Here is a 24807-nt window from a genome sequence, read left to right as displayed (position 1 = left end):
TATCAGCCTACTCCTGGAGATTTTCCGGCGCTCGCATTGCTTGTTTTTTCACTTCTCAGACCCCAGATTTATTGTCAAGTACAATTTATACCAAATTAGATGAGCTTACCCTGGTTGTTGAGGACGCGCAACCAGGAATAGTCTACCCTAAGTTTCCTTATCGTTCTTTAGAACTAAGACTGCACATAGAAAATCAAATTCATAAGGGTATAAAATACATTCTCCAATCTAATTTTGACTGGATTGTACACCATCTCCCGCCAGAAGCTTACCCAGGGAATGTTCCTTCTGACTGGTTTGGTTGATATCGATAGAGCTTATCTAGAATAGCTAGAGCAATTGGTTGGGTTGAAATGTAGTTTCAACTCAACCAACAATTGTCAGTGAATATTTACTCGTCATTCCTAACTTTTTTATAATTCCTTAGTAAATCGCCGTAGAAGGTTTATATTTAACCATCAGTCGCGCTAATATTACTCCGAGCGCTAGTCCAATTCCATGCGTCCAGTAGGGAATATTAACTGGATTAACAGCGCTGGAAATTTTCAAGCTGCCGATTCCATAAAATACCTGCTGTACAAACCACCAAAATAGGAAGAAAAATGCAGGTAGTTTGATAGGAATAAAAACAACTATCAGGGGGATAATAGCGTCAATCTTTGCTTTAGGGAAGTTCAAAAGATAGGCACCGATGACAGATGCGATCGCGCCATTTGCCCCAATAAATGGCACACTTAAGGTAGGCTCAGCTAAAACTTGCACAATCCCGGTAAGAAGACCGCAAATTAGGTAAAATATTAGATATCTCCTATGCCCTAAAACATTCTCCACACCCTTTCCAAAAACAAATAGAAATAATAGATTTCCCAGAATCTGGCTAAAGCTGCTGTGGAGAAACATCGCTGATAATAGAGAACTAGAAACAATCAAAACAGCAAACCACGCAGCAGGATTATCCCCACTAAGTGCATCTGACATCACCGCACTTAAATGAGCCGGGACGATACCCCAATGTTGGATAAAATTAGTAAGTTCACCCGCAACTTCTAACTTTACCTCCCACAAGAACAAAGCAATATTAATACCGATAAAGAAGTAATTAATAATCGGCTTGCGGAGACTAGCAATATTATCTGCAATAGGAATCATGGACTTTGGTGTTTTGAACGCCAAGGTAAGCAGAAAAATATTTTACTTTGCGTACCTTGGTGATTACCTTCGCTACCTGGAGCGTTTAAAAAAGATAATTTATTCCAACTGGCTAAACAAATCTGCCAAAATGACATTAGAAAACAAGAACCCCTCCGGATCGGTTAATTTTATCCGCCCTGATGCTGAGAGTTTTTGAATTTGTGGTCTAATGGCTTCCCCATTGTCGGTTACAACTTCTACCCAACCTTGTTGATAGTAGGGTTGCAAACATTTGCCAATTTTTGAGAGCGTTTGTTCGCCAAACCGTTCAGCCAGGGTTGATAAACTTAAGCCTTCTGCCAAACGCAACCCTAACATCAATGTTTCTAACAATACCTCAGAGGCTGATATCTGAGGACAGTCCAACACCCCGCCAGCTTCACTGAGCTGTTGCACCCATTCGTAATATTCTCGTGTTTTGCGGGGACGGGTGAAACGGCACCCCTGCAAGTAACTTGCAGCACCCATACCAAAGGCGTAGTAAGGGCGATTCTCCCAGTAAACACGATTATGGCGGCATTGATGACCGGGCTGGGCGTAATTAGAAATTTCGTAATGTTCGTAACCAGCACCCGTAAGGATTTCGCTGGCTTGGCGATACATTTGGGCGGCGGTTTCATCCTCTGGTAAGGGTTTAGCGCCGGGTTGATATTGCCGCCCAAAGGCAGTTACAGGTTCTACTTGCAGATCGTAAATTGAAATATGAGTAGGAGCGATCGCAACTGCTTTAAGGAGAGACTCTTGCCAGTGATCTGAGGTTTGATGGGGCAATCCAGAAATTAAGTCTAAACTAAAGTCGGCAAACCCTACCTGACGGATTAGCTCCACAGATGCAAAAATGTCAGAGACAGTATGCGATCGCCCGCAGATTTCTAGCAACTTTTGCTCAAACGACTGCACCCCTAGACTGATTCGATTCACACCCGTTGAGCGGTAGCCTTGGAGTTGTTTCCTATCAAATGTCCCTGGATCTACCTCCATCGAGATTTCAGCGTCAGCAGCAATACCAAAGCAGCCGTCTAGCTTATGCAAGATACGCTCCAGTTGTTCCACCGACAACAACGAAGGAGTACCGCCGCCAAAGAAAATGGTGTTCAAGGGAAATCCCAGTGCTGGTGTTATTTCAATTTCTTGCAATAGCACCTCAAGATAATGCTCAATTGTCCCAGAGTTGTTGCCAGTCTTATGATCCCCAACCACTGACACTGGAAAATCACAGTAAAAGCATCGCCTTCTACAAAATGGGATATGTAGATAAGCGTTCCTGGGAACCTCAAAATCAATAAATTTCTTAGCTGGCTTTAAAGAATTTAATACCATGTTTGCATCAATACTCAATATAGCGATGAAATATTCAGAAATTTGATTAATAGTTGTAACTTTAATAAATTTATCGTCAGCTATTTAATTTTATACCTCACACCGCCCTAAGCCCAGACGCTAGTCTAGTCCAGCCTTCAGCAGGCTAAAGAACTCGATGAATTTTTCGCTTCCTATCTCTAATAAAAAACAATTGACTTCATTAAAAAAAATCAAATTGTATAGAGATGCTGATATTAACTGAACCTCATCCAAAAAGTGAATGTCATAACAAAAGATATAATATAACGGTAAATATAAACAAGCATCAGTTTTTGAGATCCGCTCCCAGAAATTGAAGCATTCATCCCAATCAACTTGAAACAATGCTTGACGCACTCATAATTCTTTTATTCATCCTAGCAGCGGCGGGAGTCGGTTTCGACGCTATAGAATTGCTACCCACTGGCATGCTGGATCAAGTCAGCAATCAGGACGCTTTACGCTGGGTATTCGCTGGGTTTGCCGCCATAATTGGGGGTGCATCTGGGCTGCTGGTGCAGACAACCTATCGTCGCCTAGAAAAGAAAGTCCGCGAAATGCCGATAGAGGTCATCCTGACTAGAGCAGTCGGCTTGGTGCTTGGCTTATTAATAGCAAATTTGATGCTGGCACCAGTTTTCCTGTTACCAATGCCCTTCGATTTTGCTTTTATTAAGCCTTTGGTTGCCATTTTAGGCAGCGTGATGTTTTCCTTCTTGGGTGTCACCTTAGCAGATACCCACGGTCGTTCCTTCCTGAGGCTGATCAGTCCCCACTCAGTAGAAACGATGTTGGTATCAGAAGGAACCCTCAAGCCTGCCTCTACAAAAGTTTTGGATACCAGCAGCATCATTGATGGTCGCATTGAAGAACTGCTGAACACTGGCTTTATAGAAGGTCAACTTTTAGTGCCGCAGTTTGTCTTGCAGGAACTCCAACAACTGGCAGATGGTTCCAACGATATGAAGCGCATCCGGGGACGGCGAGGGTTAGATATCCTAAACCGGATGAAAACAGCTTACCAAGAACGCATTGTCATCCACCCAGCGGACTATGATGAAATCGCTACGGTAGATGCTAAGTTAGTGCGTTTGACGCAAGAAATTAATGGCACGCTGTTAACCAACGACTACAATCTCAGTAAAGTTTCCACCTTGCAGAAGGTGCCTGTACTGAATATTAACGACTTGGCTCAGGCAATTAGAGCAATTTATCTGCCTGGTGACACTCTTGAGCTGAAAATTCTCAAAGGTGGCAAGGAACCCGCGCAGGGTGTCGGCTATTTGGACGATGGCACTATGGTAGTTGTGGAAGATGGCCGCGACTACATGGGTGGTGAAGTCCGAGTCGTGGTGACAAGTGCCTTGCAAACCTCGGCGGGACGGATGATTTTTGCCAGACCCCAGGCTTCTGTTCCTGTCTAGACAGATGTCGAGAGCCATACGAATCAAATCATGCGACCGATGCAGCGAACCTGCATCGGTTCTTTTTCGAGTTCGTTATGATGAGTCTGAACAATGGATTTTTGTGTGCCAGCAGTGTTGGCCTTCTATCAGCCAAAATAATCCATTCTACGTTTACGGCGGTACTTGGAAAGCCAGGAAAAAGGGATAGGGGGCGAGGATTTTATCGTTTTCAATCATACTCCTCCAGATGCAAGCGATCGCATAAAGCTTTGCTTCCTCCAAGAGCAAATGCTGAAATCGCTGCACATTCTGTCAGATGGCCGCGATGTATGTTTCCTGGCGAAACGGTTTAAATCCTCGTTTAAGATAGTTGGATAACGCTGCTGGGTGGTCGAGCGTACAGGTATGCACCCAAACGCGATTAGCGCCTTCCTTCCAAGCCTGCTGGACTGCAATTGTGAGCAGATACTTACCAAGTCCACGTCCTATAAATTCTTTAAGCAACCCGAAATAGGCAATTTCAACCGAGCCATCCTCATGTTGGCACAACTCGAAATAACCGCCTAGTGCGCCTGCACCATAAAGTACCCATAATGAGATACTCGGTTGGCTTAGGTGTGCGTGAATCCGATCGTCTGTCCAGCCTAGTCTGTCCACCCAGTGATAGTTGCGCCCAACTTCGGAGTACAGATAACGAAAGAAGGAAGGTGGACACTCGACAACCGGATCAACTTGTACGTGATCGTTTGCAACCGTTGCTGGCTTCAACTCATTAAGTGACAACATTTGAAGATAGGTTCGTGTTGCCTCAATGCAATCCATACAACTCATTTAAACAAAAGCAATTTAATGGGCTGCTGTCTCTGGTGGGAGTGGTTGCTGCCTAAGATAGGAGGGCCTGTGTAGGAAGCATTGCCAGGCGGAGCTTGGGAACGAGGGTCGAGGGGGTTATTCTTGCAAAATGGTTTTAGACACGATCCGCGTCTTTTTCCTATCGGCTTCTGAGAGTTCTTCTCCTGATTGCAGGCGAGTGGCACTGGTTTGCAGAACGGTCGCGGCGCTATTGTCTCCCATTTGTAGGGCAGTTTTGGCGGCAGTTTGTAACATTGTCGCAGCACCAACGCGATCGCCTTGTTGCAATTTCGCTTCTGCTAGTTGGGTTTGCCTATATTTCGCCAACGCCAAAATAGACTGTTGCACCTGCTGGTTGGGTGCGGGTTGGTAACTCCGGACAACATTCGCCTCGACTGGCATCATTTGGGAAAGTAAACCCGTTTGATTCTGGGTAGGATCGTCGTAGCGGATTTGTACATTCGCAATATTCTGACGACCTTCGGACAACTGGCCAACGTAAAGGTTAGCTAAGATGACTCGCGGCACATTCTTCATCAAGTCGCCCAAACGCACCACTAAAGAGTTGCCTTCTTGTTGCACTGGCAACTCAATTGTATCTGGAGCAACTTGGGCAATCGGTTTGAGTTCGGCAAGCCGTACCTTCGGCATCAGAGACAGTAGCAGGTAAGCATTAGTTAGTCCCACCGAAGAGATGCGATTAAACAAGCGCCCAAACTCATCCACCGCCTGCTCTGGACGCTCAATATAAGACAGCATACCCCCCCCAGCGTCGGCAATTTTCTCCAATATGTCCTGGTTCCAGTGAGCGCCAAACCCCAATGTGTTCAACGTCAGATTGTAGCCTGTAGCGACTTGGGCAAATTTCAGACAGCGGTTGTTGTCGCCATGCTCATTTTCGCCATCGGTTAAGAGGAAAACCTGGGAAACGGTTTCCTTTTTCCCCTTTGCCAGTTCTTCAATTCCCAGCTTTAGACCCTCATCAATGGCAGTACCCCCATCCGCAGTAAGCCGATTAATCTGCTTTTTGATGTTTTCTGGGTTGTCTATGACTTGGTTAGGGACGAGGACTTTGGCTCTGTGATCGAAAGCAACCACAGAAATGCGATCGCCTGGTACGAGACGCTCCACCAGTCGTACAGCTGCCTGTTTCACCGTTTCCAAAGGGCGTCCGTTCATCGAGCCACTGTGGTCAAGAACCAAACATAAGTTTAAGGGAGCGCGACCTTCAAACTCGCTGGCGATCGCAGAAATTGAAATCTCTAGTTGACGCTGGCTACTCCCTTGAGTCGCGTCAATATTGGCATCATTCAGGGTAGGCTGTAAACCAACTCTCATAACACTTGAATCCTGGCAGGAGAAGACACGATCTGACTAACCACAACGCAAAATACCGCCGCTACGGAAAATGAACCGCAAATAGTTACAGAACTTATTTTCCACAATAGCTTGCAGCCTAACCCTGGGGAAACACTCACCACGAAAATTACCACTCTTGGCAGAAACGCTAAACAACACGGAATAGTGGGACAGTGGTAATTACCGATTATCCATTACTAATCCCCTATCCTTGCATCCTTAGATTCCAAATCCTTGTATCCTAAGACCGAACCTTAACCGTAAGCGGTAATGAAAGCAAAACTGCTAGAATCCAAGCAGTACGGTGAGGTACACCGGAATTTAATGTCAAATTAAAGATAGCGCCATTATTGACCGCCCATACAACGCCATGAACTCACCCATGAAGGCTGTTCAAGCTCCTTACTACGGCGATAACTTCTACCGTACACCGCCACCAGATTTACCCTCCATGATATTGAAGGAGCGGATTGTCTATCTGGGAACGCCCTTGGTGCCAGAGGTAACGAAACTAATTATCGCTCAGCTACTGTTTTTGCAGTACGAAGACCCCGAAAAACCGATCAAAATCTACATCAATTCCACTGGCACTTCGCGTTATGACGGTGAACCCGTTGGCTTTGAAACTGAAGCCTTCGCCATCTGTGACACGATGAACTACATTAAGCCGCCCATCCACACCATCTGCATCGGTTCGGCGATGGGGATGGCGGCGATGCTACTGTCAGCTGGAACCAAAGGCTTTAGAGCTAGTCTCCCCCATGCCACGATTATCCTGCACCAGACTAAGAGCTACGCTCGCGGTCAAGCGACGGATATTCAAATTCGCGCTAAAGAAGTGTTGGCTAATAAGGACACGATGCTTGATATCCTATCGCGCAATACGGGTCAGTCAAAACAAAAAATCTCTAAGGATATGGATCGGCTCTACTACCTGACACCCCATCAAGCTGTTGAATATGGCTTGATTGACCGGGTTCTGGAGAGTAAAGCAGACTTACCAACACCGCTTCCCGCAGGTGTCATCTAAAGAGTTAAAAATTAAAAATTAAAAAAGGAAATGCTTCATTTTTAATTTTTAATTTTGCATTTTTAATTCTTTAGATACCAATTTCAAAGATTCAAAAACGGAGTTTTGTACCATGCCTATTGGCTACCCTAGAGTTCCCTACCGGATGCCAGGGGGACAATATACTGATTGGATTAACATCTACGATCGTCTTTACCGGGAACGGATTATTTTCCTGGGGGAAGACGTGGATGATGAACTGGCTAACCAGATTGTTGCTGTGATGCTCTATCTGGATTCTGAAGATCCAGGTAAAGACATCTACCTCTATATCAATTCTCCTGGTGGTGTGATCACATCTGGCATGGCTATTTATGACACCATGCAGCACATTAAATCTGATGTGGTGACAATTTGTGTCGGCTTAGCTGCGTCGATGGGTTCTTTTCTGTTGGCAGCTGGCACAAAAGGCAAACGCCTTGCTTTGCCTCACTCGCGAATTATGATCCACCAACCCTCCGGCGGTACGCGGGGACAAGCCACAGATATTCAAATCGAGGCTAAGGAAATTCTGCGGATTCGTCACCAACTGAACCAGATTTATGCTGACAGAACAGGTCAATCCATCGAAAAAATCGAGAAAGACATGGATCGTGACTTTTTCCTATCTGCCCACGAAGCTAAGGAATACGGTTTGATTGACCGCGTGATTGAAGAACGTCTGTAATAAGTAGAGACGCGATGCTCCTCGCGTCTCTACAATGGCAATGGAAACTATAAACAAAAATTGGAAGAAGATAGTTAAAGATACCTCTGATGAACCTCGCAGATTGTTACCGATTGTTGGGGTTAGGCTCAGGGGCATCTTTTGCAGAAATTAAAGCGTCTTATCGGCGTTTGGCACGAAAGTATCATCCTGATGCAAATCCTGGCAATCGCCAAGCTCAAGATAAGTTTATTGAGTTGACTGAGGCTTACAAGTTCCTTCTCGGCGTGGTGCAAACGTCGGAAACCCAAGAGGAGGAATCAAGCCAACAAGAGACAGTCGGAGAAACGCCACCTCAACCAACCGTCACCAAGATTACTCGCAAGGAGACGCAACTGCCAAAGACTCCCCAGTTGTCGCAAATGGATCAACAACTGAAGTGGAGTTCTTATCAGCAGTTGCAACAGTTGCTGAAATATCGCCGTTTTGCGCGAGCGATCGCTCTGATTGAAGGACTCGCTCAACGTCTACCACAAGATCCGGAAGTTCGTCAGTGGCAAGCGATCGCATATCAACAGTGGGGCCGTCAACTAATCGCTGAAAAGCAACTTGATAAGGCAAGAATTTATCTAAAAAAAGCCTTGAAAACTGACCCCCACAACCGTTCCCTCTGGGCTGAGGTTGAGCGAGATTTTCGCCGCCTAGAGCAGCTTTTTTGAATCTTTATTTATTTTCTGCAATTCTCTAAGCTGTTAGCTTTCGGTGGGGGATAGTTCACAGGTACAAAAGTGTAACTATCGGTTGAGCAATTTGCTCGAACTACTTTAACCAAAGTAGAAATAGGCTCATTGCGATCGCCACCTCGAAAACTAATCGTCCCTGTAGCTCCTTGGACTTTAAAGTTTTTGTCTGCTAAAGCTTGTTGCAAACTAACACGGCTCGGTGATGATTGTTTTTCTAAAGCTATTATCAGCGCACGAGTAGCATCATAAGCCGTAGCTGTGCGCCAACTTACATCACCTTTCCATAAATTCCTAGCCGCTTGGGGAAATTCTGGGTTTTCATGGCTTTCTAAATGATGCCATGTTACAACCACCACAAAGCGGTTTAAAGCATCTTTCCCTAACAGCAGTAAAGTATCAGGACTGTAGAGGGTATTACCTCCCACTATCCAAGAACTACCTTGATTAGCTTTGATCAACCTTAAAGTATTGGGAATAGCAAAAGTAGTGGTTCCACCATCGGGAAATACACCCAACGCTGTAACTCCTTGCTTGCGTACTTGAGCGATCGCAGCCCCAGCATTAAACAGAGGGTTAGACAGATCAAACTCCTTCACGACCTTACTGCCACTGGCTTTAAAGCTAATAAGAAATTGCTCTCGCATAGAACGGCTAAAATTACTTCCAGGAGCGTAAAAAACTGCTGCTTGTTGGTAACGAGATTGAGCTAGTAAGTAGCTTGCTAAATATTGGGCAGCCACTCGCGTATTCGGTATAATACGAAAGAAAACGTGATTGGGAATATCGCCCCAGCGTGAAAGTTCTTCTGCTGTGCTACTAGGGGAAATTACTACCAATTTGTGTTCTTGATAAACAGGCACAGCTGCTAGCGTCACTTCACTGGCATAGTGACCGACAACTGCTAAAAGATCCCTTCGTTTCACCAGCTTATTAGCAATTTCTTGAGCTTGTTTAGGGCTATTTGCATCATCGGCAATTAACACTTTAAGTCCAATACCATTAATCTTTTTTCCTTGATTTATTTCCTCTTGGGATTGGGCGACTCCTCGCATCATCTCCATTGCTGTGTCTGAACTCTTGCCTATGGGAGCAACAACCGCAATAGTGTAAGCTTTTTTGTTTCCAAGTTTGGCATTATTCAGATAAATCAAAGTTTCAGGATCGCTGGGTTGTTCTTCTCGTGCCTTTTTTAATAAGCTAACAGCTTCAGCATATTTACCATCTTTGATTTTTTGCACTCCCTGTTGTTTAAACGATACTTCAGAGTCGGGAACTAAAACTTCTTCTCCACAACTTAAATTGTCTCCGATAATTTTATCGCAAGCCTTGGGTAGGTTTATTAAATAGATTATTGCTGCTATTGCCGACAGTAAAATTGCACCAGCTAAAATTCCAAATGTAAGTTTTTTATTTGGTGGTTTGAAAAGTGTTGTAGTTTCCTCGTTTATATTATTACTGCTAGGAGGAATTAGAGGCTTTTGGGAAGGTTGCATAAGCTGAAAGCTGCTACTGATTGGTGTCTCAATCTTTTTTAACCGTTGTAAAATTTCTTGTGAATTTCTCGGTCGCTTTTTTGAGTCTGGAGCCATCATGTAATCAATCAAATCTGCTAAATTTGGCAAAACCTTCGGCGCTTTGTTTCGCCAAATTAAGCGACCTGTCTTAGCGTTTTCAGGCAGCAAATCGGGAGATATTCCTGTGAGCAGATGAACAAAAGTTCGCCCCAAAGCATAAAAATCAGATGCGAGAACAGCTCTGCCATTTACTTGTTCTGGAGGCGTGTATCCACGGGAAATAATTACTGTGCAACCTTTTTCTTGTAAGTTGTGCAAGTAGGTTTCTGTAGCTTCTCGTACTGCACCAAAATCAATCAATACAAGTTGATTATCAGGTTGCAGCATAATATTAGACGGCTTAATATCTCGATGAAAATAATTGTGTTGATGTATCTTGTTTAAAATTTCTGTTATTTGTTTTAACCATTCGCAAGCTTGCTGTTGGGTGACGGGTTCATTATTCCGATTCAGCCAGTCTCTCAAATTGCTTCCTTCAATTTTCTCCATTACCAGACAATGCAATGGCTTGTTGCTATTTACAAGATCGATTTTGAAGTATCCATCTGACTCGACTCTGGGAATACCTTGATAATTCAGCTGCTTTAGTACCTCTGCTTCCCGCTGAAATAGGCAGATTGCCTTATCGCAATCAATGTGCAAAACTTTCAGGACTTTTCGCGTACCTCCGCGACACGTATCCTCGACCTCAAAGGTTTGACCAAAGCCTCCTTTGTCCAGACGTTTAATTACTCGATACCGTCCTGTCACTAAGATTTCTGGCCCACAGCTAGGACAAGCGAGTTGATTCGCAGGGTTATCGAAATGAAGGCAGGTGGGATTGATGCAATAACTCACGACGAATACACCATCCCGATTAAAGTGGGAATGTTATAGTATTATAGTTGCTGGCGCAAAGTAAGTTAATTTCTTAAAAAATAGTTTAATTAAAGTTTCTTATAACATACTTTTCCCAACTGATGGAAGTGTGAAAATAGCTTCGTTGCTTTCAGGAGAGCTTTTAGCTCAGGGAATAACGTCCTAATGGTTGGATGGCTGAGCTTATGTTGGTGGAAAATTATAGTTAAAAATTATCCTTTACTTGAGATATTGAATTCGTCTGACAATAATTTTGTCCTAAATATTTGCCAAGCTTCTGTATGATTTAGATTGGTCTAAGAGAAAAGGACGAACCTGTAGATCTCCCTACACTATTGCAAAAATCCCAGCGATCGCATTCTTGATGAAGGTTGTAGTAGATGCTCCCTCGCTGGCAGTCCATAATATACCAACTACTACCCAGTGGTTACTAAGGCGCGATCGCGCTAATCTAATGACAATCGAAGAGCATCAGTTCCTATGTCCCAACAAGTGATCGCTATTACCGTCAAATTATTCGCCGCCTATCAAGAAGCCTATGGAGTTTCGGAACTGTCGCGAGAATTTCCGCCCAATACACCTGTCAAAGCAGTGCTAGATAGTTTCATGACTGAGCATCCAGAACTCAACAAATGGCGCGAATTTACCCGCTTCGGTGTAAATCTCCAATTCGTTGATCCAGATACCATTATCCAAGATGGTGATGAAGTTGTGCTGATTCCACCAGTCAGCGGCGGCTGACCCGATGCAAGGATTTTGGATTAATCAAACGAAAAGACGCGATGTTTCTCGCGTCTTTTCGTTTAGCCTCGCATTGTCTGGGCTTGATAGATTAGGTTAGGTCGCTAAGTATTGGCTTTTAGGCAACGTATAGCAATCCTATTTAAGTTGTGAACGAGTATTTGCCCTAGTGTAGGGGGCACTGCCATGCCCCTACAGGCTTTCACGAATCATTTAGGATTGCTATATCAGTTAACAACAGTTGTATTGATGGGACTGGTCGTTTCCGAAAGCTGAGGCTGCTCGGCTATAATCGCATTACCCAGCAGGACGGCGATAACGATCATTATTCCAAAACCAAACCCACTAAGGGCAGGCTCACGGCGCTGATTGCAGCAGCAGCATGACTGTTGAGAGAAAGAGTCGGATCTGCAAGAACATGGCATGAGAGCGAACACCTCCAAAGTAATTGCCGAAGGTAGATGGGAATTGCAAGCTGGAAACCTGACGCTATTGCTTAACGCACTCTCAAGAGGTTGTTATCGTCGATGCGCGATGCAGCTTGTTTTTGCTCTTTTATGGAGTAGAACCATCATCCTTTCAGTAATGCTGTCTATCAGCACAATTTGTTGGCGCTGTCAACTAGCACATTATTTTTCTTCACAGGTGTTGGCTGGGTTTCGGGAAAAAGCTGAAATTTAATTGAAAAAACCTTCACAATCTGGGGGGAAGGAAGGGGCAAAGCGATCGCTTCCCTTCCTTGGGCCCAGTTCAACCCCAAATTAAGGCATCCATTCCAAAACAATGCCAACGCGACTATCTTTTTGTTGTCGGGCGTTTTGCTTCTGGATGTCAGTCGATAAGCGGAAATTGCGGGTGAAGGCATAGCCAACAGAAAGCGTTGTGATGCCGACTTCTTCACTGGTGGCTGGAGCAACCCAACTCTGAGTTAAAGAGATATCTGCGGCACCAGTGCGAGACAAAACTAGCAACACTCTTGCACCGACATTAACGCCATCCGTCGAATATTTGTCAGTTTCCAAATGACGATAGCCTACGACGGGCGCAAAGTTCACGTAACTGCCTAAGGGACGCACGTAATATCGCAAGTCTACCCCGTAGGCACTCGTGTCGCCTTCAAAGGTTCCCTGATAGTCGCCACTAACCGTTAAACCAGAGCGGCCAATAAACAAATCTTCCACACCAACATTTACTCCCCCCGCTTGCCCAGATGAGGGAAACTGAGAGTAACCCAGCCGTACTCTGGTACGGAAGCTGGGGTCATTACGAATTTCTTCTAAAACATTCGGTACTTTTTCCCGCCACCGCTGCAAGGCTGGACTATTTTCAATTTTTTCCGGTGTCGCTTGTGGTTGGGTTTGACTTGATGCAGGCGGTATCCCGATCAAGCTTATACCGAATGTTAACAGCCACCAATAATTTAATCTCATGCAAAAATTTTGAGGTTTAAACGCTTTAGGTAGCGAAGGGAATCACAAAGGTACGCAGAGCCAGATTAACCTCCTTGCATACCTTTGCGTCAACCGTACCTTTGCGTTAAAAAAAGTGGCTTTGCTTTGTGCAAAACCACTTCAGTTGAAGAAGCCTAAAATTAGCGTACTGTGCCGTGTACTGATGTCATGTCAATCGGCTTCATCAGGTATAACCGCAGCAATTGCCAAGCATTGGAAACGTAGAACGGTAGCTTCTGGAAGAATTGCAGGAATTTGGGGGTGTTGGAGTTAGCGATCGCACCCAGTTTTTCGTTATTGTTGATGCAAACATCCAGCCGTTGATAAAATTCCGGCTTCGACACATCCAGAATTACTGGAAAAACACGTCCTGCTGTTTCATTGGTCTTTTCAATCACTTTGATATCATAGTCTCGTGCATCCAACCCTAGTGAGGCGTAGAAGCCGGAACGCTGAATATCGTTGAGGTACATTGTTGCAAACACTGACAGCAGGAAGAACCGACACCACAGCTTCGCTCTCCAATCGTTCAAAAACTGGGGTTGCGCTCGCATTACCGCATCGAAAAAGTCACCGTGGCGGTTTTCATCCTGACACCAGTTTTCAAAGAACCGGAAAATCGGATAAATCCGGTTTTCGGGATGTGCTTCCAAATGACGATAAATTGTGATGTAGCGCCAGTAGCCAATTTTCTCAGACAGATAGGTAGCGTAGAAGATAAACTTTGGCTTAAAGAAGGTGTATTTATGAGTCTTGGTCAAAAATCCCAAGTCTAGCGACAGGTTGAAGTCTGACAGCGCCTTATTCAGGAAACCTGCGTGACGTGCTTCATCCCGCGACATCAGGTTAAAGCCTTCCGCCAACAGTGGATTTTTGTCTTTCAATCTGCGTCCCAGTTCTTTGTATAGCAGGAAACCGGAGAATTCTGCTGTGCAGGAACGTTCTAGGAATTCGATAAATAATTTGCGAGTTTCCCCGTCGATGCTATCCCAGGATTGTTCAAATTCTGCATCTCTGACAAAGTGGTGACGGTTATAGTCAGCGCGAAACTCTTCCAGCAGCGCTTTAAGTTCTTCTTCATTCGGCGAGAGATCCATCTTCGCCATTTCATCAAAGTCGGTGGTATAGAACCTGGGTGTCAGCAAAGTTTCTTTTGCTGGTACTTTCACCCCTGGTCTTAATTCTTCAAAGCTGGGTTTTTTGAGGGAATCCACCATATTCTCTTTCTCTCTTGTTATAAATTTCTGTCGCTCTCACTCTTTGCCTGCGTTCCAGTCTACCAATCTCCAGGGTAGCGATCGCTCACCTGTTCGGTTAAGACTTGCTAAGCACTTTCAACTTTTGTCACATTTGCTGGGGGCTAGGGAGTGGGGACTAGGGACTGGGGACTAGGGACTGGGTAAGATTCTTCCCAATCCCCAATCCCCAATCCCCAATTCCCAATTCCCCAATTCCCAATTCCCAAAACAAAATATCTATCATTGAAACCAGGATACCTGAAGCAAAGCGGGAATTTTATGAACAATGTCTCCACTGCCTATTTTCTTTGGCTCGGCTGTTTATTTTCTCCGCCCATAGCGGGGCTGCATCGCCTTTACAATGGAAAAATCGGGACTGGTCTGCTGTGGCTGTTTACTTTTGGTTTATTTGGTGTCGGGCAGGTAGTGGATTTATTTTTGATTCCCCGAATGGTTGAGGAGCATAACGCCCTGTCTAAAGCCAAATTGGGGGTATCTGCCAATGGTGTGCCTTTGTCGCAGCCTGCGATCGCTCTCACCAAGCAAGAGCTAACCCGCGACGAAATGATGCTCAAACTTCTGAAAGCTGCTGCTGTTAGAGGGGGCAAACTTTCCGTCACCCAAGCAGTAATGGAAACTGGGCTTAACTTTACCCAGGTAGAAGCCACGTTGAAAGACATGGTTAAAAGTGGCTACGTTATGATTGACAATCATCCCGAAACAGGCATCGTTATTTACGAGTTCATCGAGTTGTAAAGGGGTTTATCCAATACTTGCAATACGCCCTACAGGTGTTACCTGGAGATAAAGCCGAAGGTAGAGACGTTGTATATAACGTCTCTACCTTCGTCAGGCATTTTCACTAATTTCTAGTCAGCCACTTTTGAGCATTCAACCGCTGCGTAACTCCAAACACCAGTAAATCTAGCGTTATTTTACGCTCATCACACAAAAAAGGCTCAATCGTGCTAGGTTTAGAACCTTCATAACAGGAAAAAGCTCTTTGTTTTTGGATGTCTTCTTCAGGGAAATAAACGTTAAATTGACGTTTACCGCCTTGCCAACTACCGTAGACTTGCCAGCAGTCAGAGACTTCTTGAAGCGATCGCTTTTCCAACTTCAACTCTAAATCTTGAACACCCGTTTTCTCAAGTGCTGTTTTTAAAGCTGGCAAGTAGTCTTGCTGGATAAATTCCATAAATGGCTTATCTTCAACCGCCGGAGCTTTTTCTTTTTTTGCTGCTGCGGGTTTTGCTGCTGGCTTGTCCCCATCTTTAGCGGCTTTAGCTGCTGGCTTGTCCTCTTTCGGTACTTGTGCAGTTTTTTTAGGATTTGCCTGCACTTGAGCCGAGTCATCTGGAGTTGATGCCGCTGTAGAAGATTTCTCGCCAGCAGCATTAGGGTTGACTTCTGGATTGGTGGATGCGGGGTCGGGGGCGTTTGCTGTAGGAATGTTGGTTGCTACATCCGAGTCGGTACTGGGAGCATTGTCCTCAGAAACATCGGGAGCTTGTTTATCAACAGTGCTAGGAGCTACCTCTCCAGCATCATTATGATTAATTTCTTCTGGCATTCTTCTACTCCAAGGCTTGACGGTTCCTTTATTGCCAATCCTAACTTGAATCAGCCTCCAGCCTGCGCTGCCACAATGCTTACTTCATCGCCTTCTTTGAGAGGCGTTTTGGCTCCTTCCAGAAAGCGGATGTCTTCGCTGTTAACGTAGAAGTTTACAAATCTGCGTACCTCCCCTTGTTCGTCGCAAAGACGCATTTTGATGCCAGGGAAGCTTTGCTCTAGGGATTCAAGCAATTCACTAATCGTACTGCCATTACCTTCGACAGCGGCTTGATTGTTTGTCAGCTTTTGTAGAGGGGTGGGAATTAAAACTTTGACGGACATAGTAATCAGTAATTGGTAATTGTCAATTTCTCGTTCCCAGCATCTGACTCGGAACGAAATAACGAGGCTCTACCTCGGTGCTAAGAAAATTAGACCAGCACTTGCTGCCAGTCGAGACGCTCCAGTGTACGCGATCGCTCCAAGGCACGCTCGAAACTATCCAACTTCGCCTCAATTGTCAGCGGTTCACCAATGTATCCTTGCACGGCTTCCTGAGTTTTCAACCCGTTGCCCGTGATATATACAACAGTGGTTTCCGAAGGATCAATCTTACCAGCTTCCACCAGCTTTTTCAGCACAGCCACAGTTGTGCCGCCAGCAGTTTCGGTGAATATGCCTTCAGTTTCAGCCAACAGCTTGATGCCGTCAACAATTTCCGCATCGTTGACTGATTCGATGCTCCCGTTTGTTTTCTTAGCTATTTCCAGCGCATAGATCCCATCAGCAGGGTTACCGATAGCGATAGATTTAGCAATTGTATTCGGCTTGACTGGGGTCACAAAGTCGCGTCCATCCCGATAAGCTTGGGCAATTGGGGAACAACCTTCTGCCTGTGCGCCACTGAAACGGACGCTCTTTTCGTCAACTAGGCCGACTTTGATAAATTCTTGGAAGCCTTTGTAGATTTTGGTGAACAGAGAGCCGGAGGCAAGAGGGGCGACGATATGATCCGGCAATTGCCAGCCTAGCTGTTCTGCAACTTCATAGCCGAGGGTTTTGGAACCTTCGGAGTAGTAGGGGCGCAAATTGATGTTGACAAATCCCCAGCCTTGCGTGTTGGCAACTTCGCAGCAGAGGCGGTTTACTTGGTCGTAGTTACCTTGAACTGCCATAACCGTAGGGCCGTAGATGAGCGTACCCAGGACTTTGCCAGCTTCGAGGTCAGCGGGGATGAAAACGCAGCAGTCTAGTCCGGCGTGGGCAGCGATCGCAGCTGTAGAATTAGCCAAATTTCCTGTACTGGCGCAGGACACCGTAGTGAAACCTAACTCCTGCGCTCTTGTTAAAGCCACCGACACCACCCGGTCTTTAAAACTCAGGGTGGGCATATTGACGGCATCGTTTTTTATATAAAGATTTTTAATACCCAGGCGACGTGCCAAGCGATTTGCTTTAACTAGCGGTGTCATGCCAGTTCCTACATCAATTGGTGTTTCGGTGACAACTGGCAAAAATGGACGATAGCGCCAAATTGAGTTCGGCCCTTTCTGAATACTTTCACGAGTAACGGTGCGGCGCAGCGCATCGTAGTCATAAGTTACTTCCAAAGGGCCAAAACAAAACTCACATACATGAGTTGCCTTGGGTTCGTACTCGGTGCCGCACTCTTTACACTTAAGAGCTTTAAAGGTTGCCGTTGTTGACTGGGTTGCCTGGGTCATGGGTATTTACACTCTACTGAACTTCCGTCATCAGTTCGGTTGATACTAGCACAGGTAAAAATACCCGTCAAATATATCCGACTATTTTAGTCGGGATTAATAAAATGCTAGTGGTCTTAACTATTCCTTAGGGGTAACAAGGTGTGTTGCTCTGGGGTGATGATAATCCAGAGGCTTTCTGGGTAAACGAACGAAAATTATTAGCAGCCTGAGAATAAATATTTTTTTGCCTTGGCAAATAATTCTTCACCGCGATCGCATCCCCAAAATAAAAAGCCCCCACAGGGGGGCGAAGTTTTGCGTAGCCGCACCTTCCGGCATTCGGCATTTTAATTAGTTGGGAAATTAGTAGGCGATCGCATCCCCAAAATAAAAAGCCCCCACAGGGGGGCAAAGTTGTGCGTAGCCGCGCCTTCTGGCATTCGGAATTTTAATTAGCACCAATTTCCGGCGCACGCAAAGACACCGTTTCCGTACTCTGTCGCTGTTGCGCCAAAGACGGTACAGAATCTCGCAATCTTGCCGTCAGCTGTATCGTTGTCGCATCATAAATCTGCGTCAACAACTTCGGATAAAAACCAATGCCAATAATTGGCACCAACAGACAAGCAATAATAAACACCTCTCGTGGTTCAGCATCGATCAAGGCTTCGTGTTCAACTAATTCCTTGTTCTCCGAACCGTAGAAAATTTCCCGCAGCATTGAGAGTAGGTATATTGGTGTCAAAATCACACCAACAGCCGCTAGGAAGACCACTATCACCTTAAAAGTCGGGTTATAAGCATCGCTGGTAGCAAAGCCGACAAACACCATCAATTCCGCCACAAAGCCGCTCATCCCAGGCAATGCCAAAGATGCCATCGAACAGGTAGTGAACATGGCGAAAATTTTCCGCATTTTCTGTCCGACACCGCCCATTTCATCCAGCATCAGCGTGTGAGTGCGATCGTAAGTCGCTCCCACCAGGAAGAATAAGCTCGCCCCAATTAAGCCGTGGGAAACCATTTGCAGTACTGCACCACTCAAACCTAAATCGGTGAATGAGGCAATCCCAATCAGCACAAATCCCATGTGAGAGATGGAGGAATAGGCGATTTTGCGCTTCAGGTTGCGCTGGGCAAAAGAGGTGAGAGCAGCGTAAATGATGTTAGTAACACCCAGAATCACCAACGCTGGCGCAAACAGCGCATGAGCGTCAGGGAGCATCTGGGCATTCATCCGAATCAGCGCGTAGCCGCCCATCTTCAGCAAAATTCCCGCCAGCAACATATGTACGGGCGCGGTAGCTTCGCCGTGGGCATCAGGAAGCCAGGTATGTAGAGGAATAATGGGCAGCTTAACGCCGTAGGCTATTAGGAATCCGGCGTAAATCCAGAGTTGGAAATTGAGGGCGTAATCTTTGGCAGCCAGCGCGCTCATATCGAACGTTACCGTATCGCCGTAGAACGCCATCGCCAGCGCTGCCACTAAAATGAACAGCGAAGCGCCTGCGGTGTAGAGGATAAACTTGGTTGCCGCGTAAAGACGCTTTTTACCGCCCCAGATTGCCAATAGCAGGTATACCGGAATCAGTTCCAGTTCCCACACTAGGAAAAACAACAGCATATCTTGGACAGCAAACACGGCAATTTGACCGCCGTACATTGCCAGAAGCAAAAAGTAAAACAGCTTCGGCTTAAAAGTTACAGGCCAAGCTGCCAAAGTTGCCAGCGTGGTAATGAAGCCAGTGAGCAACACCAGGGGCATTGACAAGCCATCTACGCCCACCGACCATTTTAAATCCAGCTGCGGCACCCAAGAATAACTCTCTACCAGTTGCAAACCGGGGTTAGAAAAATCGTACTGGGTATAGAAGGTGTATACTATGACCGCGAAATCAATCAGCCCGACAATCAGGGCATACCAACGCACTGTTTTGCCATCTTTATCCGGCACCAGAGGCACCAGCAGAGAGGCGGCGACGGGAAACAAAATGATGAAAGTCAGCCAAGGAAAGTTTGCATTCATTGGTAATTGCTAATTGCTATTTGCTAATTGGCAATTGGGGAAAGGGTGATTGGGGAAAGGGTATTGGGAATTGGCGAAAAGTCTTACCCAGTCCCTAGCCCCTAGTCCCCAGTCTCCAGTCCCTAGTCCCCATTCCCCAATATCAAGTGACACCAAAGACAATCACGCCTACCAGCACCGCAGCAAACACAATCAGCGCATAGAATTGGACGCGACCAGTTTCAAAGTATTTCAGACTTTCACCACTTAAGAGGGCAGCTAATCCCGTGAGGTTAACTGCACCATCGACAACTCGAAAGTCCACTTCCATGACTTGTCGTGCTATGCGGCGGCACCCCTGAACGAAAAGGTTGTCATAGATTTCGTCAAAGTACCACTTGTTGAGAGACAGCTTGTACAGGAAGGGGATTCTGGATGCGATCGCTGCCGGATCGATTTTGCCATGTAAGTACATCAGAGAAGCCAAAGTAATTCCGATCAAGGCAATTCCTACCGAATTACCACCCATGATCAGAAATTCCGTCAAGTTGAACTCGCTTGCTTTTTCCAAAACTTCCTCAACGGACTCGCTTGGCGCGTGAATGAACTCCTCAAAGTAGTTGTGGAATGGCGTTCCCACCAAACCAATTAGCGCCGAAGGCACCGCCAAAATTAGTAGTGGCAGCGTCATAGAAATTGGTGACTCGTGGGGATATTCGCTGTGGCTGTGGTCGTCGTGGCTATCATGTGCTTTAGCCTTCAACTCTCTGGTATCCATTGCCCCAGGTCCAAAATTAGGACTAAGGGTTGCGGACTCAGAACCCAGTTCTAAGCTAGATTTAGCGCCTGCTAGAAGTTGCTTGCGAATATCCATCTCATTGCCCCGGAATTCGCCCTCAAACGTCCGGAAGTACATCCGGAACATATAGAAAGCGGTCATCCCAGCCGTCAGCCAACCGATACCCCACAGCAACGGATTAGCGCCAAAGGCAGAACCCAAGATTTCATCTTTCGACCAGAAGCCAGCAAAAGGCGGAATCCCACTAATTGCCAAAGTTCCCACCAAAAACGTCATGGCGGTAATCGGCATATACTTTCGCAGTCCCCCCATCAGCCGCATATCCTGATTTAGGGCGGTATCATGACCCACGACATCTTCCATGCCGTGAATTACAGAACCAGAACCCAAAAACAACATCGCCTTAAAGTAGGCGTGAGTCATCAGGTGAAACAAACCAGCAGTGTATGCCCCTACTCCCATCGCCATCACCATGTAGCCCAGTTGGGACATAGTGGAATAAGCTAGACCTTTCTTGATATCGTTTTGGGTAATAGCGATTGTGGCACCTGTAAAGGCGGTAACGGCTCCCGTCCAGGCAATCACATCCATTGCCACTGGGATGCCTTCAAACACCGGATACATCCGGGCAATTAGGAAAACACCAGCCGCCACCATCGTTGCCGCGTGAATCAGCGCCGAGATGGGCGTAGGGCCTTCCATCGCGTCTGGTAGCCAAACGTGTAGGGGAACCTGGGCAGATTTGGCCACAGGCCCCATAAATACTAAAACTGCGAACAAGGCGGCAAGACCAGCGCTGAGGTAGCCAGATTCGACCAATGTTTGCAAGCGATCGCCCATCACGTCGAACTCAAAGCTGCCAGTTGCCCAGTAAAGCCCCAGCATACCCAACAGCAGACCAAAATCGCCAACGCGGTTGGTTACAAAAGCTTTTTGACAGGCATCAGCTGCCCCTTTGCGGTCATACCAGAACCCGATCAGTAGGTACGAACACATACCGACCAGTTCCCAGAAAATATAAACCTGTACCAGGTTTGGGCTGACCACTAGACCCAACATTGAAGAGCTAAATAGGCTCAGGTAGGCGTAAAATCGCACATACCCCGGATCGTGAGCCATGTAGCCATCGGTGTAAATCATCACCAGGAAGGCTACTGTCGTCACGATGACCAGCATCAAGGCTGTTAAGTGGTCAATCGTGTAGCCCATATTCAGGTGAAAATTTCCTGCTGCTGCCCATTCTAGGGCGTGCGTGTAGGGCGGATGTCCGTGAAATTGACTCCAAAGCAAAGCTAAGGAGTAACCCATCGCCGCCCCCAGCAGGGAAACTATAACTACGGCGTTTAACTGCCGCAGACGGTTAGTAAATTGGTTAATCGAGATTAGTCCCAGACCGACCAGCATCGCCCCAGCTAGTGGCAGCACCGGGATGATCCAGGCATACTGATAGAGTGGTTCCATCACTAACGCCTACTTTATATTTCTTCACTAATTTGGCAAGACCGTTTACATTGTGACATATACAGTCCTCTAAAGTATTTATAACTAACCGTTTGGGAAGCGACAAAGCAATAGAAAAAAATGAACCCATCGGTAGAGATAACCAATGGGTTCATTTTTGGGGGATTGGGGATTGGGGATTAGAAATTGGGAAAAAGTTTTACCCAGTCCCTAGTCCCCAGTCCCCAGTCTCCTTTTTAGGCCGAATTCGGCAGACAGCTAACCATAATTTTCTCCAGCCCTAGCCGTAAATCATCCCGTCCTTGGAAGCCATCGATGCGGTGAACCGCTTTGCCACCTTCAAACAAGATTAGCGTTGGCAGAGTTTTCAGGCGATAAGTATTCGCCAGCTTCAAATTTTGATCGGCGTTAATTCCAACCAATTTAACTTGTCCCCCCCATTCCGCTTGAAATCGCGTCAGGAGAGGGTTGATCAACCGGCACACTCCACACCAAGGTGCCGAAAAATGAACTAAAACAGGGGTCGAAGATTCTAAAACTTCTTGTGTAAACGTTCGTTCGCTTACAGAAAGCACCATGATCCCTCTAGATTTTATAGTTTTTTACTATTAATAGCCTGCGTTATTAGGTTGTGGGTTATAGGAAACTTGGTTAATGATTGAGTAAAATTACTTACTCGATATCACCTGTTACCTGTTAATTATTCCTAATTGCATATGGCTATTTGGGATCATGCTACATCCAATTGGGATCGCGTGACGCTTTTTGATCACTAAACTACCAATTGAGTTTTGCTGTTGATCCAATCAACAAGGGGTGCGCCCACCACAGCAGCAGGATGAAACCGACGACTCCCGCATAGGAGGGACGGAGAAATTCTTGCAAATTAAGGGTTTGACGACCTTGCAGAAGCGCCAAGAAGGGGATGACGGAGGTACGAGATTTGGCAGCAACAAAGGCTTCTCCATAGCGAGCTAAAAGACGGCGATCGCCATGCCATACTGCGAATAAATGGTGTAGCACTAATCCTACTGATGTCAATAGGGTGAAGCTGGTGCCAATCCAAAGCGTGTGGGCAATACACCAAATTACCTGTCCTACCATTTGGGGGTGCCTGGTGATGCGGATAATCCCAGTTTCGTACAGATGGACTTGGGGCTTTTCAATGGCGGCGATTTCCAGCAAATTGAAGGTGGCGGGATAGAGAAACAAAAACGAGATGGCTGAGAGTACCCATACCAGGGTTTGCACGCCTGATACACCTTGAACTTGCCACAGTTGGACACCATCATAGCGATGATTGAAAAAGTAAATTATCAACACCACCGCCAAGGGAAGACTGACGAGGGCAAACAGGATGCGGTAGAGTCGGGGGCCGATTCGTTTTTCGCCCCACGGTCTTAGCGCCGCTAACCCACTGTGAGCGATCGCAAACCCTAAAAGTAGCGCCAGCATTACCCAGTGGCTAGGAGTAAGAACCTCAAATAACATAAACTTCGATTACACAATAGGGACTTTTGGACTGGGTAATGGCGAAAAAGGTAATAGGTTTATATAGGTAGGTGCCAATTTTATTTTTCGCCATTACCGATTACCCATTCTCTGAGCAAAAACCATACCCCCAAATATTAAGCGCGGGACTTGATCTCGTGTTGTGTTACTGTCGATGACTGAGAGGCTTGACAAGGTCGTGGGCAATAAATCACGCTCAAAGGAAGCGCGATCTCCAAAATTGTTAGTTGCCTCAGTCGCTCCTTCCCCTGTTTCGGGTAAAGCCTGTATGTCTGACCTTCCTTTCACTTTAGACCAACTCCGCATTCTTAAAGCGATCGCCGCTGAGGGGAGCTTCAAGCGTGCCGCCGATAGTCTGTATGTCTCGCAACCGGCTGTCAGCCTCCAAGTGCAAAACTTAGAGCGACAGTTAGATGTGCCGTTGTTCGACCGAGGTGGACGCCGCGCCCAGCTAACGGAAGCAGGGCATCTCCTCCTCAGCTATGGGGAAAAAATCCTGACACTTTGCCAGGAAACTTGCCGTGCAATTGAAGATTTGCAAAATCTCCAAGGCGGTACGCTGATTATCGGTGCTTCTCAGACGACAGGAACGTATTTGTTGCCCCGGATGATTGGGATGTTTCGGCAACAATATCCGGATGTAGCAGTGCAATTACACGTTCACTCGACGCGCCGCACTGCTTGGAGTGTCGCTAATGGGCAAGTTGACCTGGCAATTATCGGCGGAGAAGTTCCTTCTGAGCTACATGACTCCTTAGATATTATTCCCTACGCCGAAGATGAGTTGGCGCTGATCTTGCCAGTGTTTCATCCCTTCGCCAAACTGGAAACCATCCACAGAGAAGATTTGTATAAATTGCAGTTTATTGCCTTGGACTCTCAATCAACCATTCGTAAGGTGATTGACCAAGTGCTAACACGCAGCGACATTGATACTCGCCGCCTCAAAATCGAGATGGAACTAAACTCGATTGAAGCGATAAAAAATGCTGTGCAAGCAGGATTAGGAGCAGCTTTTGTTTCAGTTTCGGCGATAGAAAAAGAGTTGCAGATGGGCGTTCTCCACAGGGCTCACATTGACGATGTAGTGGTGAAACGGACGCTGTGGGTGATTGTTAACCCGAATCGTTACCGCTCTAAGGCAGCAGAAGCTTTTACTAAAGAAATTTTGCCAGAATTTGCCTCACCTGGATGGGGAAAGGTGCTGGAGGAGTCATCTGTCCTTGAAGCAGATGCTTTTAAAGCAGCTGCTCCTAACCCAGCAGGAAGTTAAGCTTAGGTTAGTCATTAGCCCTTAG

Annotated in this window: 24 protein-coding genes and 1 pseudogene; 9 read left to right on the top strand and 16 right to left on the bottom strand. The window is 46.1% G+C overall.

Annotated elements, in window-relative coordinates; genetic code table 11:
• A pseudogene (locus H6F66_RS20130) lies at nt 1-305 on the top strand (hypothetical protein); the annotation flags it as partial.
• A gap of 118 nt (nt 306-423) precedes the next feature.
• Here the strand turns inward: H6F66_RS20130 and H6F66_RS20125 are convergent.
• Entirely contained in the window at nt 424-1149 is a 726-nt protein-coding gene (locus H6F66_RS20125) for a rhomboid family intramembrane serine protease (protein ID WP_190424596.1), read from the bottom strand.
• A 99-nt stretch (nt 1150-1248) separates the two neighbouring features.
• Nucleotides 1249-2511, bottom strand: a complete 1263-nt coding sequence (gene hemW / locus H6F66_RS20120; RefSeq protein ID WP_190424594.1) for a radical SAM family heme chaperone HemW — start codon at nt 2509-2511, stop codon at nt 1249-1251.
• 365 nt (nt 2512-2876) lie between these two features.
• On the opposite strand from hemW, the gene H6F66_RS20115 reads away from it, so the two are divergent.
• Nucleotides 2877-3956 (top strand): PIN/TRAM domain-containing protein, encoded by a 1080-nt coding sequence (locus H6F66_RS20115; protein ID WP_190424592.1) that lies wholly within the window; start codon nt 2877-2879, stop codon nt 3954-3956.
• A gap of 153 nt (nt 3957-4109) precedes the next feature.
• Here H6F66_RS20115 and H6F66_RS29045 read toward each other — a convergent pair whose 3' ends face one another.
• The 3 genes from H6F66_RS29045 to H6F66_RS20105 form a co-directional block, all read right to left on the bottom strand.
• Complete coding sequence (locus tag H6F66_RS29045) at nt 4110-4244, bottom strand: hypothetical protein (RefSeq protein WP_277874034.1); 135 nt, start codon at nt 4242-4244, stop codon at nt 4110-4112.
• A gap of 6 nt (nt 4245-4250) precedes the next feature.
• Nucleotides 4251-4760, bottom strand: a complete 510-nt coding sequence (locus tag H6F66_RS20110) for a GNAT family N-acetyltransferase (RefSeq protein ID WP_190424590.1) — start codon at nt 4758-4760, stop codon at nt 4251-4253.
• A 126-nt stretch (nt 4761-4886) separates the two neighbouring features.
• The gene (locus tag H6F66_RS20105; protein ID WP_190424588.1) at nt 4887-6128 is read right to left on the bottom strand and encodes a VWA domain-containing protein; all 1242 of its coding nucleotides are present in this window, start codon (nt 6126-6128) and stop codon (nt 4887-4889) included.
• Between the two features lie 391 nt (nt 6129-6519).
• Between H6F66_RS20105 and H6F66_RS20100 the strand changes: the two genes are divergently transcribed.
• From H6F66_RS20100 to H6F66_RS20090, 3 genes are all read left to right on the top strand, one after another.
• Nucleotides 6520-7179 carry an ATP-dependent Clp protease proteolytic subunit gene (locus H6F66_RS20100; RefSeq protein WP_190424586.1) on the top strand — a complete coding sequence of 220 codons (660 nt, stop codon included), beginning with the start codon at nt 6520-6522 and terminating at the stop codon, nt 7177-7179.
• Nucleotides 7180-7291: 112 nt separating this feature from the next.
• Nucleotides 7292-7885 carry an ATP-dependent Clp protease proteolytic subunit gene (locus H6F66_RS20095; protein WP_190424584.1) on the top strand — a complete coding sequence of 198 codons (594 nt, stop codon included), beginning with the start codon at nt 7292-7294 and terminating at the stop codon, nt 7883-7885.
• Between the two features lie 89 nt (nt 7886-7974).
• The gene (locus tag H6F66_RS20090; RefSeq protein WP_190424583.1) at nt 7975-8583 is read left to right on the top strand and encodes a J domain-containing protein; all 609 of its coding nucleotides are present in this window, start codon (nt 7975-7977) and stop codon (nt 8581-8583) included.
• 8 nt (nt 8584-8591) lie between these two features.
• On the opposite strand, the gene H6F66_RS29480 is transcribed toward H6F66_RS20090, so the two are convergent.
• Nucleotides 8592-11018 carry a bifunctional serine/threonine-protein kinase/ABC transporter substrate-binding protein gene (locus tag H6F66_RS29480; RefSeq protein ID WP_190424581.1) on the bottom strand — a complete coding sequence of 809 codons (2427 nt, stop codon included), beginning with the start codon at nt 11016-11018 and terminating at the stop codon, nt 8592-8594.
• 501 nt (nt 11019-11519) lie between these two features.
• On the opposite strand from H6F66_RS29480, the gene H6F66_RS20080 reads away from it, so the two are divergent.
• Together H6F66_RS20080 and H6F66_RS20075 are read left to right on the top strand one after the other, a co-directional pair.
• Nucleotides 11520-11780 (top strand): MoaD/ThiS family protein, encoded by a 261-nt coding sequence (locus tag H6F66_RS20080; protein WP_190424579.1) that lies wholly within the window; start codon nt 11520-11522, stop codon nt 11778-11780.
• Between the two features lie 423 nt (nt 11781-12203).
• Entirely contained in the window at nt 12204-12461 is a 258-nt protein-coding gene (locus H6F66_RS20075) for a hypothetical protein (RefSeq protein WP_190424577.1), read from the top strand.
• Between the two features lie 80 nt (nt 12462-12541).
• Here H6F66_RS20075 and H6F66_RS20070 read toward each other — a convergent pair whose 3' ends face one another.
• Together H6F66_RS20070 and acsF are read right to left on the bottom strand one after the other, a co-directional pair.
• A complete protein-coding gene (locus H6F66_RS20070; RefSeq protein WP_190424575.1) occupies nt 12542-13210 on the bottom strand; it encodes a hypothetical protein in 669 nt (222 codons plus the stop codon).
• Between the two features lie 161 nt (nt 13211-13371).
• Complete coding sequence (acsF, locus tag H6F66_RS20065) at nt 13372-14448, bottom strand: magnesium-protoporphyrin IX monomethyl ester (oxidative) cyclase (RefSeq protein WP_190424573.1); 1077 nt, start codon at nt 14446-14448, stop codon at nt 13372-13374.
• Between the two features lie 300 nt (nt 14449-14748).
• Between acsF and H6F66_RS20060 the strand changes: the two genes are divergently transcribed.
• Nucleotides 14749-15225 carry an NINE protein gene (locus tag H6F66_RS20060; protein WP_190424571.1) on the top strand — a complete coding sequence of 159 codons (477 nt, stop codon included), beginning with the start codon at nt 14749-14751 and terminating at the stop codon, nt 15223-15225.
• A gap of 106 nt (nt 15226-15331) precedes the next feature.
• On the opposite strand, the gene H6F66_RS29475 is transcribed toward H6F66_RS20060, so the two are convergent.
• The 8 genes from H6F66_RS29475 to H6F66_RS20020 form a co-directional block, all read right to left on the bottom strand.
• Nucleotides 15332-16042 (bottom strand): DUF2996 domain-containing protein, encoded by a 711-nt coding sequence (locus tag H6F66_RS29475; protein ID WP_190424570.1) that lies wholly within the window; start codon nt 16040-16042, stop codon nt 15332-15334.
• 50 nt (nt 16043-16092) lie between these two features.
• A complete protein-coding gene (locus tag H6F66_RS20050; RefSeq protein ID WP_190424568.1) occupies nt 16093-16368 on the bottom strand; it encodes a MoaD/ThiS family protein in 276 nt (91 codons plus the stop codon).
• 89 nt (nt 16369-16457) lie between these two features.
• The gene (gene thrC / locus H6F66_RS20045; protein ID WP_190424566.1) at nt 16458-17750 is read right to left on the bottom strand and encodes a threonine synthase; all 1293 of its coding nucleotides are present in this window, start codon (nt 17748-17750) and stop codon (nt 16458-16460) included.
• 127 nt (nt 17751-17877) lie between these two features.
• Entirely contained in the window at nt 17878-18144 is a 267-nt protein-coding gene (locus tag H6F66_RS20040) for a hypothetical protein (protein ID WP_190424564.1), read from the bottom strand.
• 36 nt (nt 18145-18180) lie between these two features.
• A complete protein-coding gene (ndhD1, locus tag H6F66_RS20035; protein WP_190424562.1) occupies nt 18181-19758 on the bottom strand; it encodes a photosynthetic/respiratory NAD(P)H-quinone oxidoreductase subunit D1 in 1578 nt (525 codons plus the stop codon).
• A gap of 142 nt (nt 19759-19900) precedes the next feature.
• A complete protein-coding gene (locus tag H6F66_RS20030; RefSeq protein ID WP_190424560.1) occupies nt 19901-21997 on the bottom strand; it encodes an NAD(P)H-quinone oxidoreductase subunit 5 in 2097 nt (698 codons plus the stop codon).
• Between the two features lie 236 nt (nt 21998-22233).
• Complete coding sequence (locus H6F66_RS20025) at nt 22234-22575, bottom strand: thioredoxin family protein (protein WP_190424558.1); 342 nt, start codon at nt 22573-22575, stop codon at nt 22234-22236.
• 199 nt (nt 22576-22774) lie between these two features.
• Entirely contained in the window at nt 22775-23488 is a 714-nt protein-coding gene (locus tag H6F66_RS20020; RefSeq protein WP_190424556.1) for an NnrU family protein, read from the bottom strand.
• A gap of 289 nt (nt 23489-23777) precedes the next feature.
• On the opposite strand from H6F66_RS20020, the gene H6F66_RS20015 reads away from it, so the two are divergent.
• Nucleotides 23778-24782 (top strand): LysR family transcriptional regulator, encoded by a 1005-nt coding sequence (locus tag H6F66_RS20015; protein WP_190424554.1) that lies wholly within the window; start codon nt 23778-23780, stop codon nt 24780-24782.
• The last annotated feature ends 25 nt before the right edge of the window (nt 24783-24807 follow it).

This window comes from Trichocoleus sp. FACHB-6, from assembly GCF_014695815.1.
Lineage (GTDB): Bacteria > Cyanobacteriota > Cyanobacteriia > Cyanobacteriales > FACHB-T130 > Funiculus > Funiculus sociatus.
The sequence above is the reverse complement of the archived record's forward strand: the minus strand, read 5'-3'. Positions and strand labels throughout refer to the sequence as shown.

Excerpts from the sequence above, each read along its gene's own strand:
- H6F66_RS20125 (WP_190424596.1), bottom strand. The coding sequence starts at position 1,149 with ATGATTCCTATTGCAGATAATATTGCTAGTCTCCGCAAGCCGATTATT.
- hemW (WP_190424594.1), bottom strand. The coding sequence starts at position 2,511 with ATGGTATTAAATTCTTTAAAGCCAGCTAAGAAATTTATTGATTTTGAG.
- H6F66_RS20115 (WP_190424592.1), top strand. The coding sequence starts at position 2,877 with ATGCTTGACGCACTCATAATTCTTTTATTCATCCTAGCAGCGGCGGGA.
- H6F66_RS20110 (WP_190424590.1), bottom strand. The coding sequence starts at position 4,760 with ATGGATTGCATTGAGGCAACACGAACCTATCTTCAAATGTTGTCACTT.
- H6F66_RS20105 (WP_190424588.1), bottom strand. The coding sequence starts at position 6,128 with ATGAGAGTTGGTTTACAGCCTACCCTGAATGATGCCAATATTGACGCG.
- H6F66_RS20100 (WP_190424586.1), top strand. The coding sequence starts at position 6,520 with ATGAACTCACCCATGAAGGCTGTTCAAGCTCCTTACTACGGCGATAAC.
- H6F66_RS20095 (WP_190424584.1), top strand. The coding sequence starts at position 7,292 with ATGCCTATTGGCTACCCTAGAGTTCCCTACCGGATGCCAGGGGGACAA.
- H6F66_RS20090 (WP_190424583.1), top strand. The coding sequence starts at position 7,975 with ATGAACCTCGCAGATTGTTACCGATTGTTGGGGTTAGGCTCAGGGGCA.
- H6F66_RS20080 (WP_190424579.1), top strand. The coding sequence starts at position 11,520 with ATGTCCCAACAAGTGATCGCTATTACCGTCAAATTATTCGCCGCCTAT.
- H6F66_RS20075 (WP_190424577.1), top strand. The coding sequence starts at position 12,204 with ATGAGAGCGAACACCTCCAAAGTAATTGCCGAAGGTAGATGGGAATTG.
- H6F66_RS20070 (WP_190424575.1), bottom strand. The coding sequence starts at position 13,210 with ATGAGATTAAATTATTGGTGGCTGTTAACATTCGGTATAAGCTTGATC.
- acsF (WP_190424573.1), bottom strand. The coding sequence starts at position 14,448 with ATGGTGGATTCCCTCAAAAAACCCAGCTTTGAAGAATTAAGACCAGGG.
- H6F66_RS20060 (WP_190424571.1), top strand. The coding sequence starts at position 14,749 with ATGAACAATGTCTCCACTGCCTATTTTCTTTGGCTCGGCTGTTTATTT.
- H6F66_RS29475 (WP_190424570.1), bottom strand. The coding sequence starts at position 16,042 with ATGCCAGAAGAAATTAATCATAATGATGCTGGAGAGGTAGCTCCTAGC.
- H6F66_RS20050 (WP_190424568.1), bottom strand. The coding sequence starts at position 16,368 with ATGTCCGTCAAAGTTTTAATTCCCACCCCTCTACAAAAGCTGACAAAC.
- thrC (WP_190424566.1), bottom strand. The coding sequence starts at position 17,750 with ATGACCCAGGCAACCCAGTCAACAACGGCAACCTTTAAAGCTCTTAAG.
- ndhD1 (WP_190424562.1), bottom strand. The coding sequence starts at position 19,758 with ATGAATGCAAACTTTCCTTGGCTGACTTTCATCATTTTGTTTCCCGTC.
- H6F66_RS20030 (WP_190424560.1), bottom strand. The coding sequence starts at position 21,997 with ATGGAACCACTCTATCAGTATGCCTGGATCATCCCGGTGCTGCCACTA.
- H6F66_RS20025 (WP_190424558.1), bottom strand. The coding sequence starts at position 22,575 with ATGGTGCTTTCTGTAAGCGAACGAACGTTTACACAAGAAGTTTTAGAA.
- H6F66_RS20020 (WP_190424556.1), bottom strand. The coding sequence starts at position 23,488 with ATGTTATTTGAGGTTCTTACTCCTAGCCACTGGGTAATGCTGGCGCTA.
- H6F66_RS20015 (WP_190424554.1), top strand. The coding sequence starts at position 23,778 with ATGTCTGACCTTCCTTTCACTTTAGACCAACTCCGCATTCTTAAAGCG.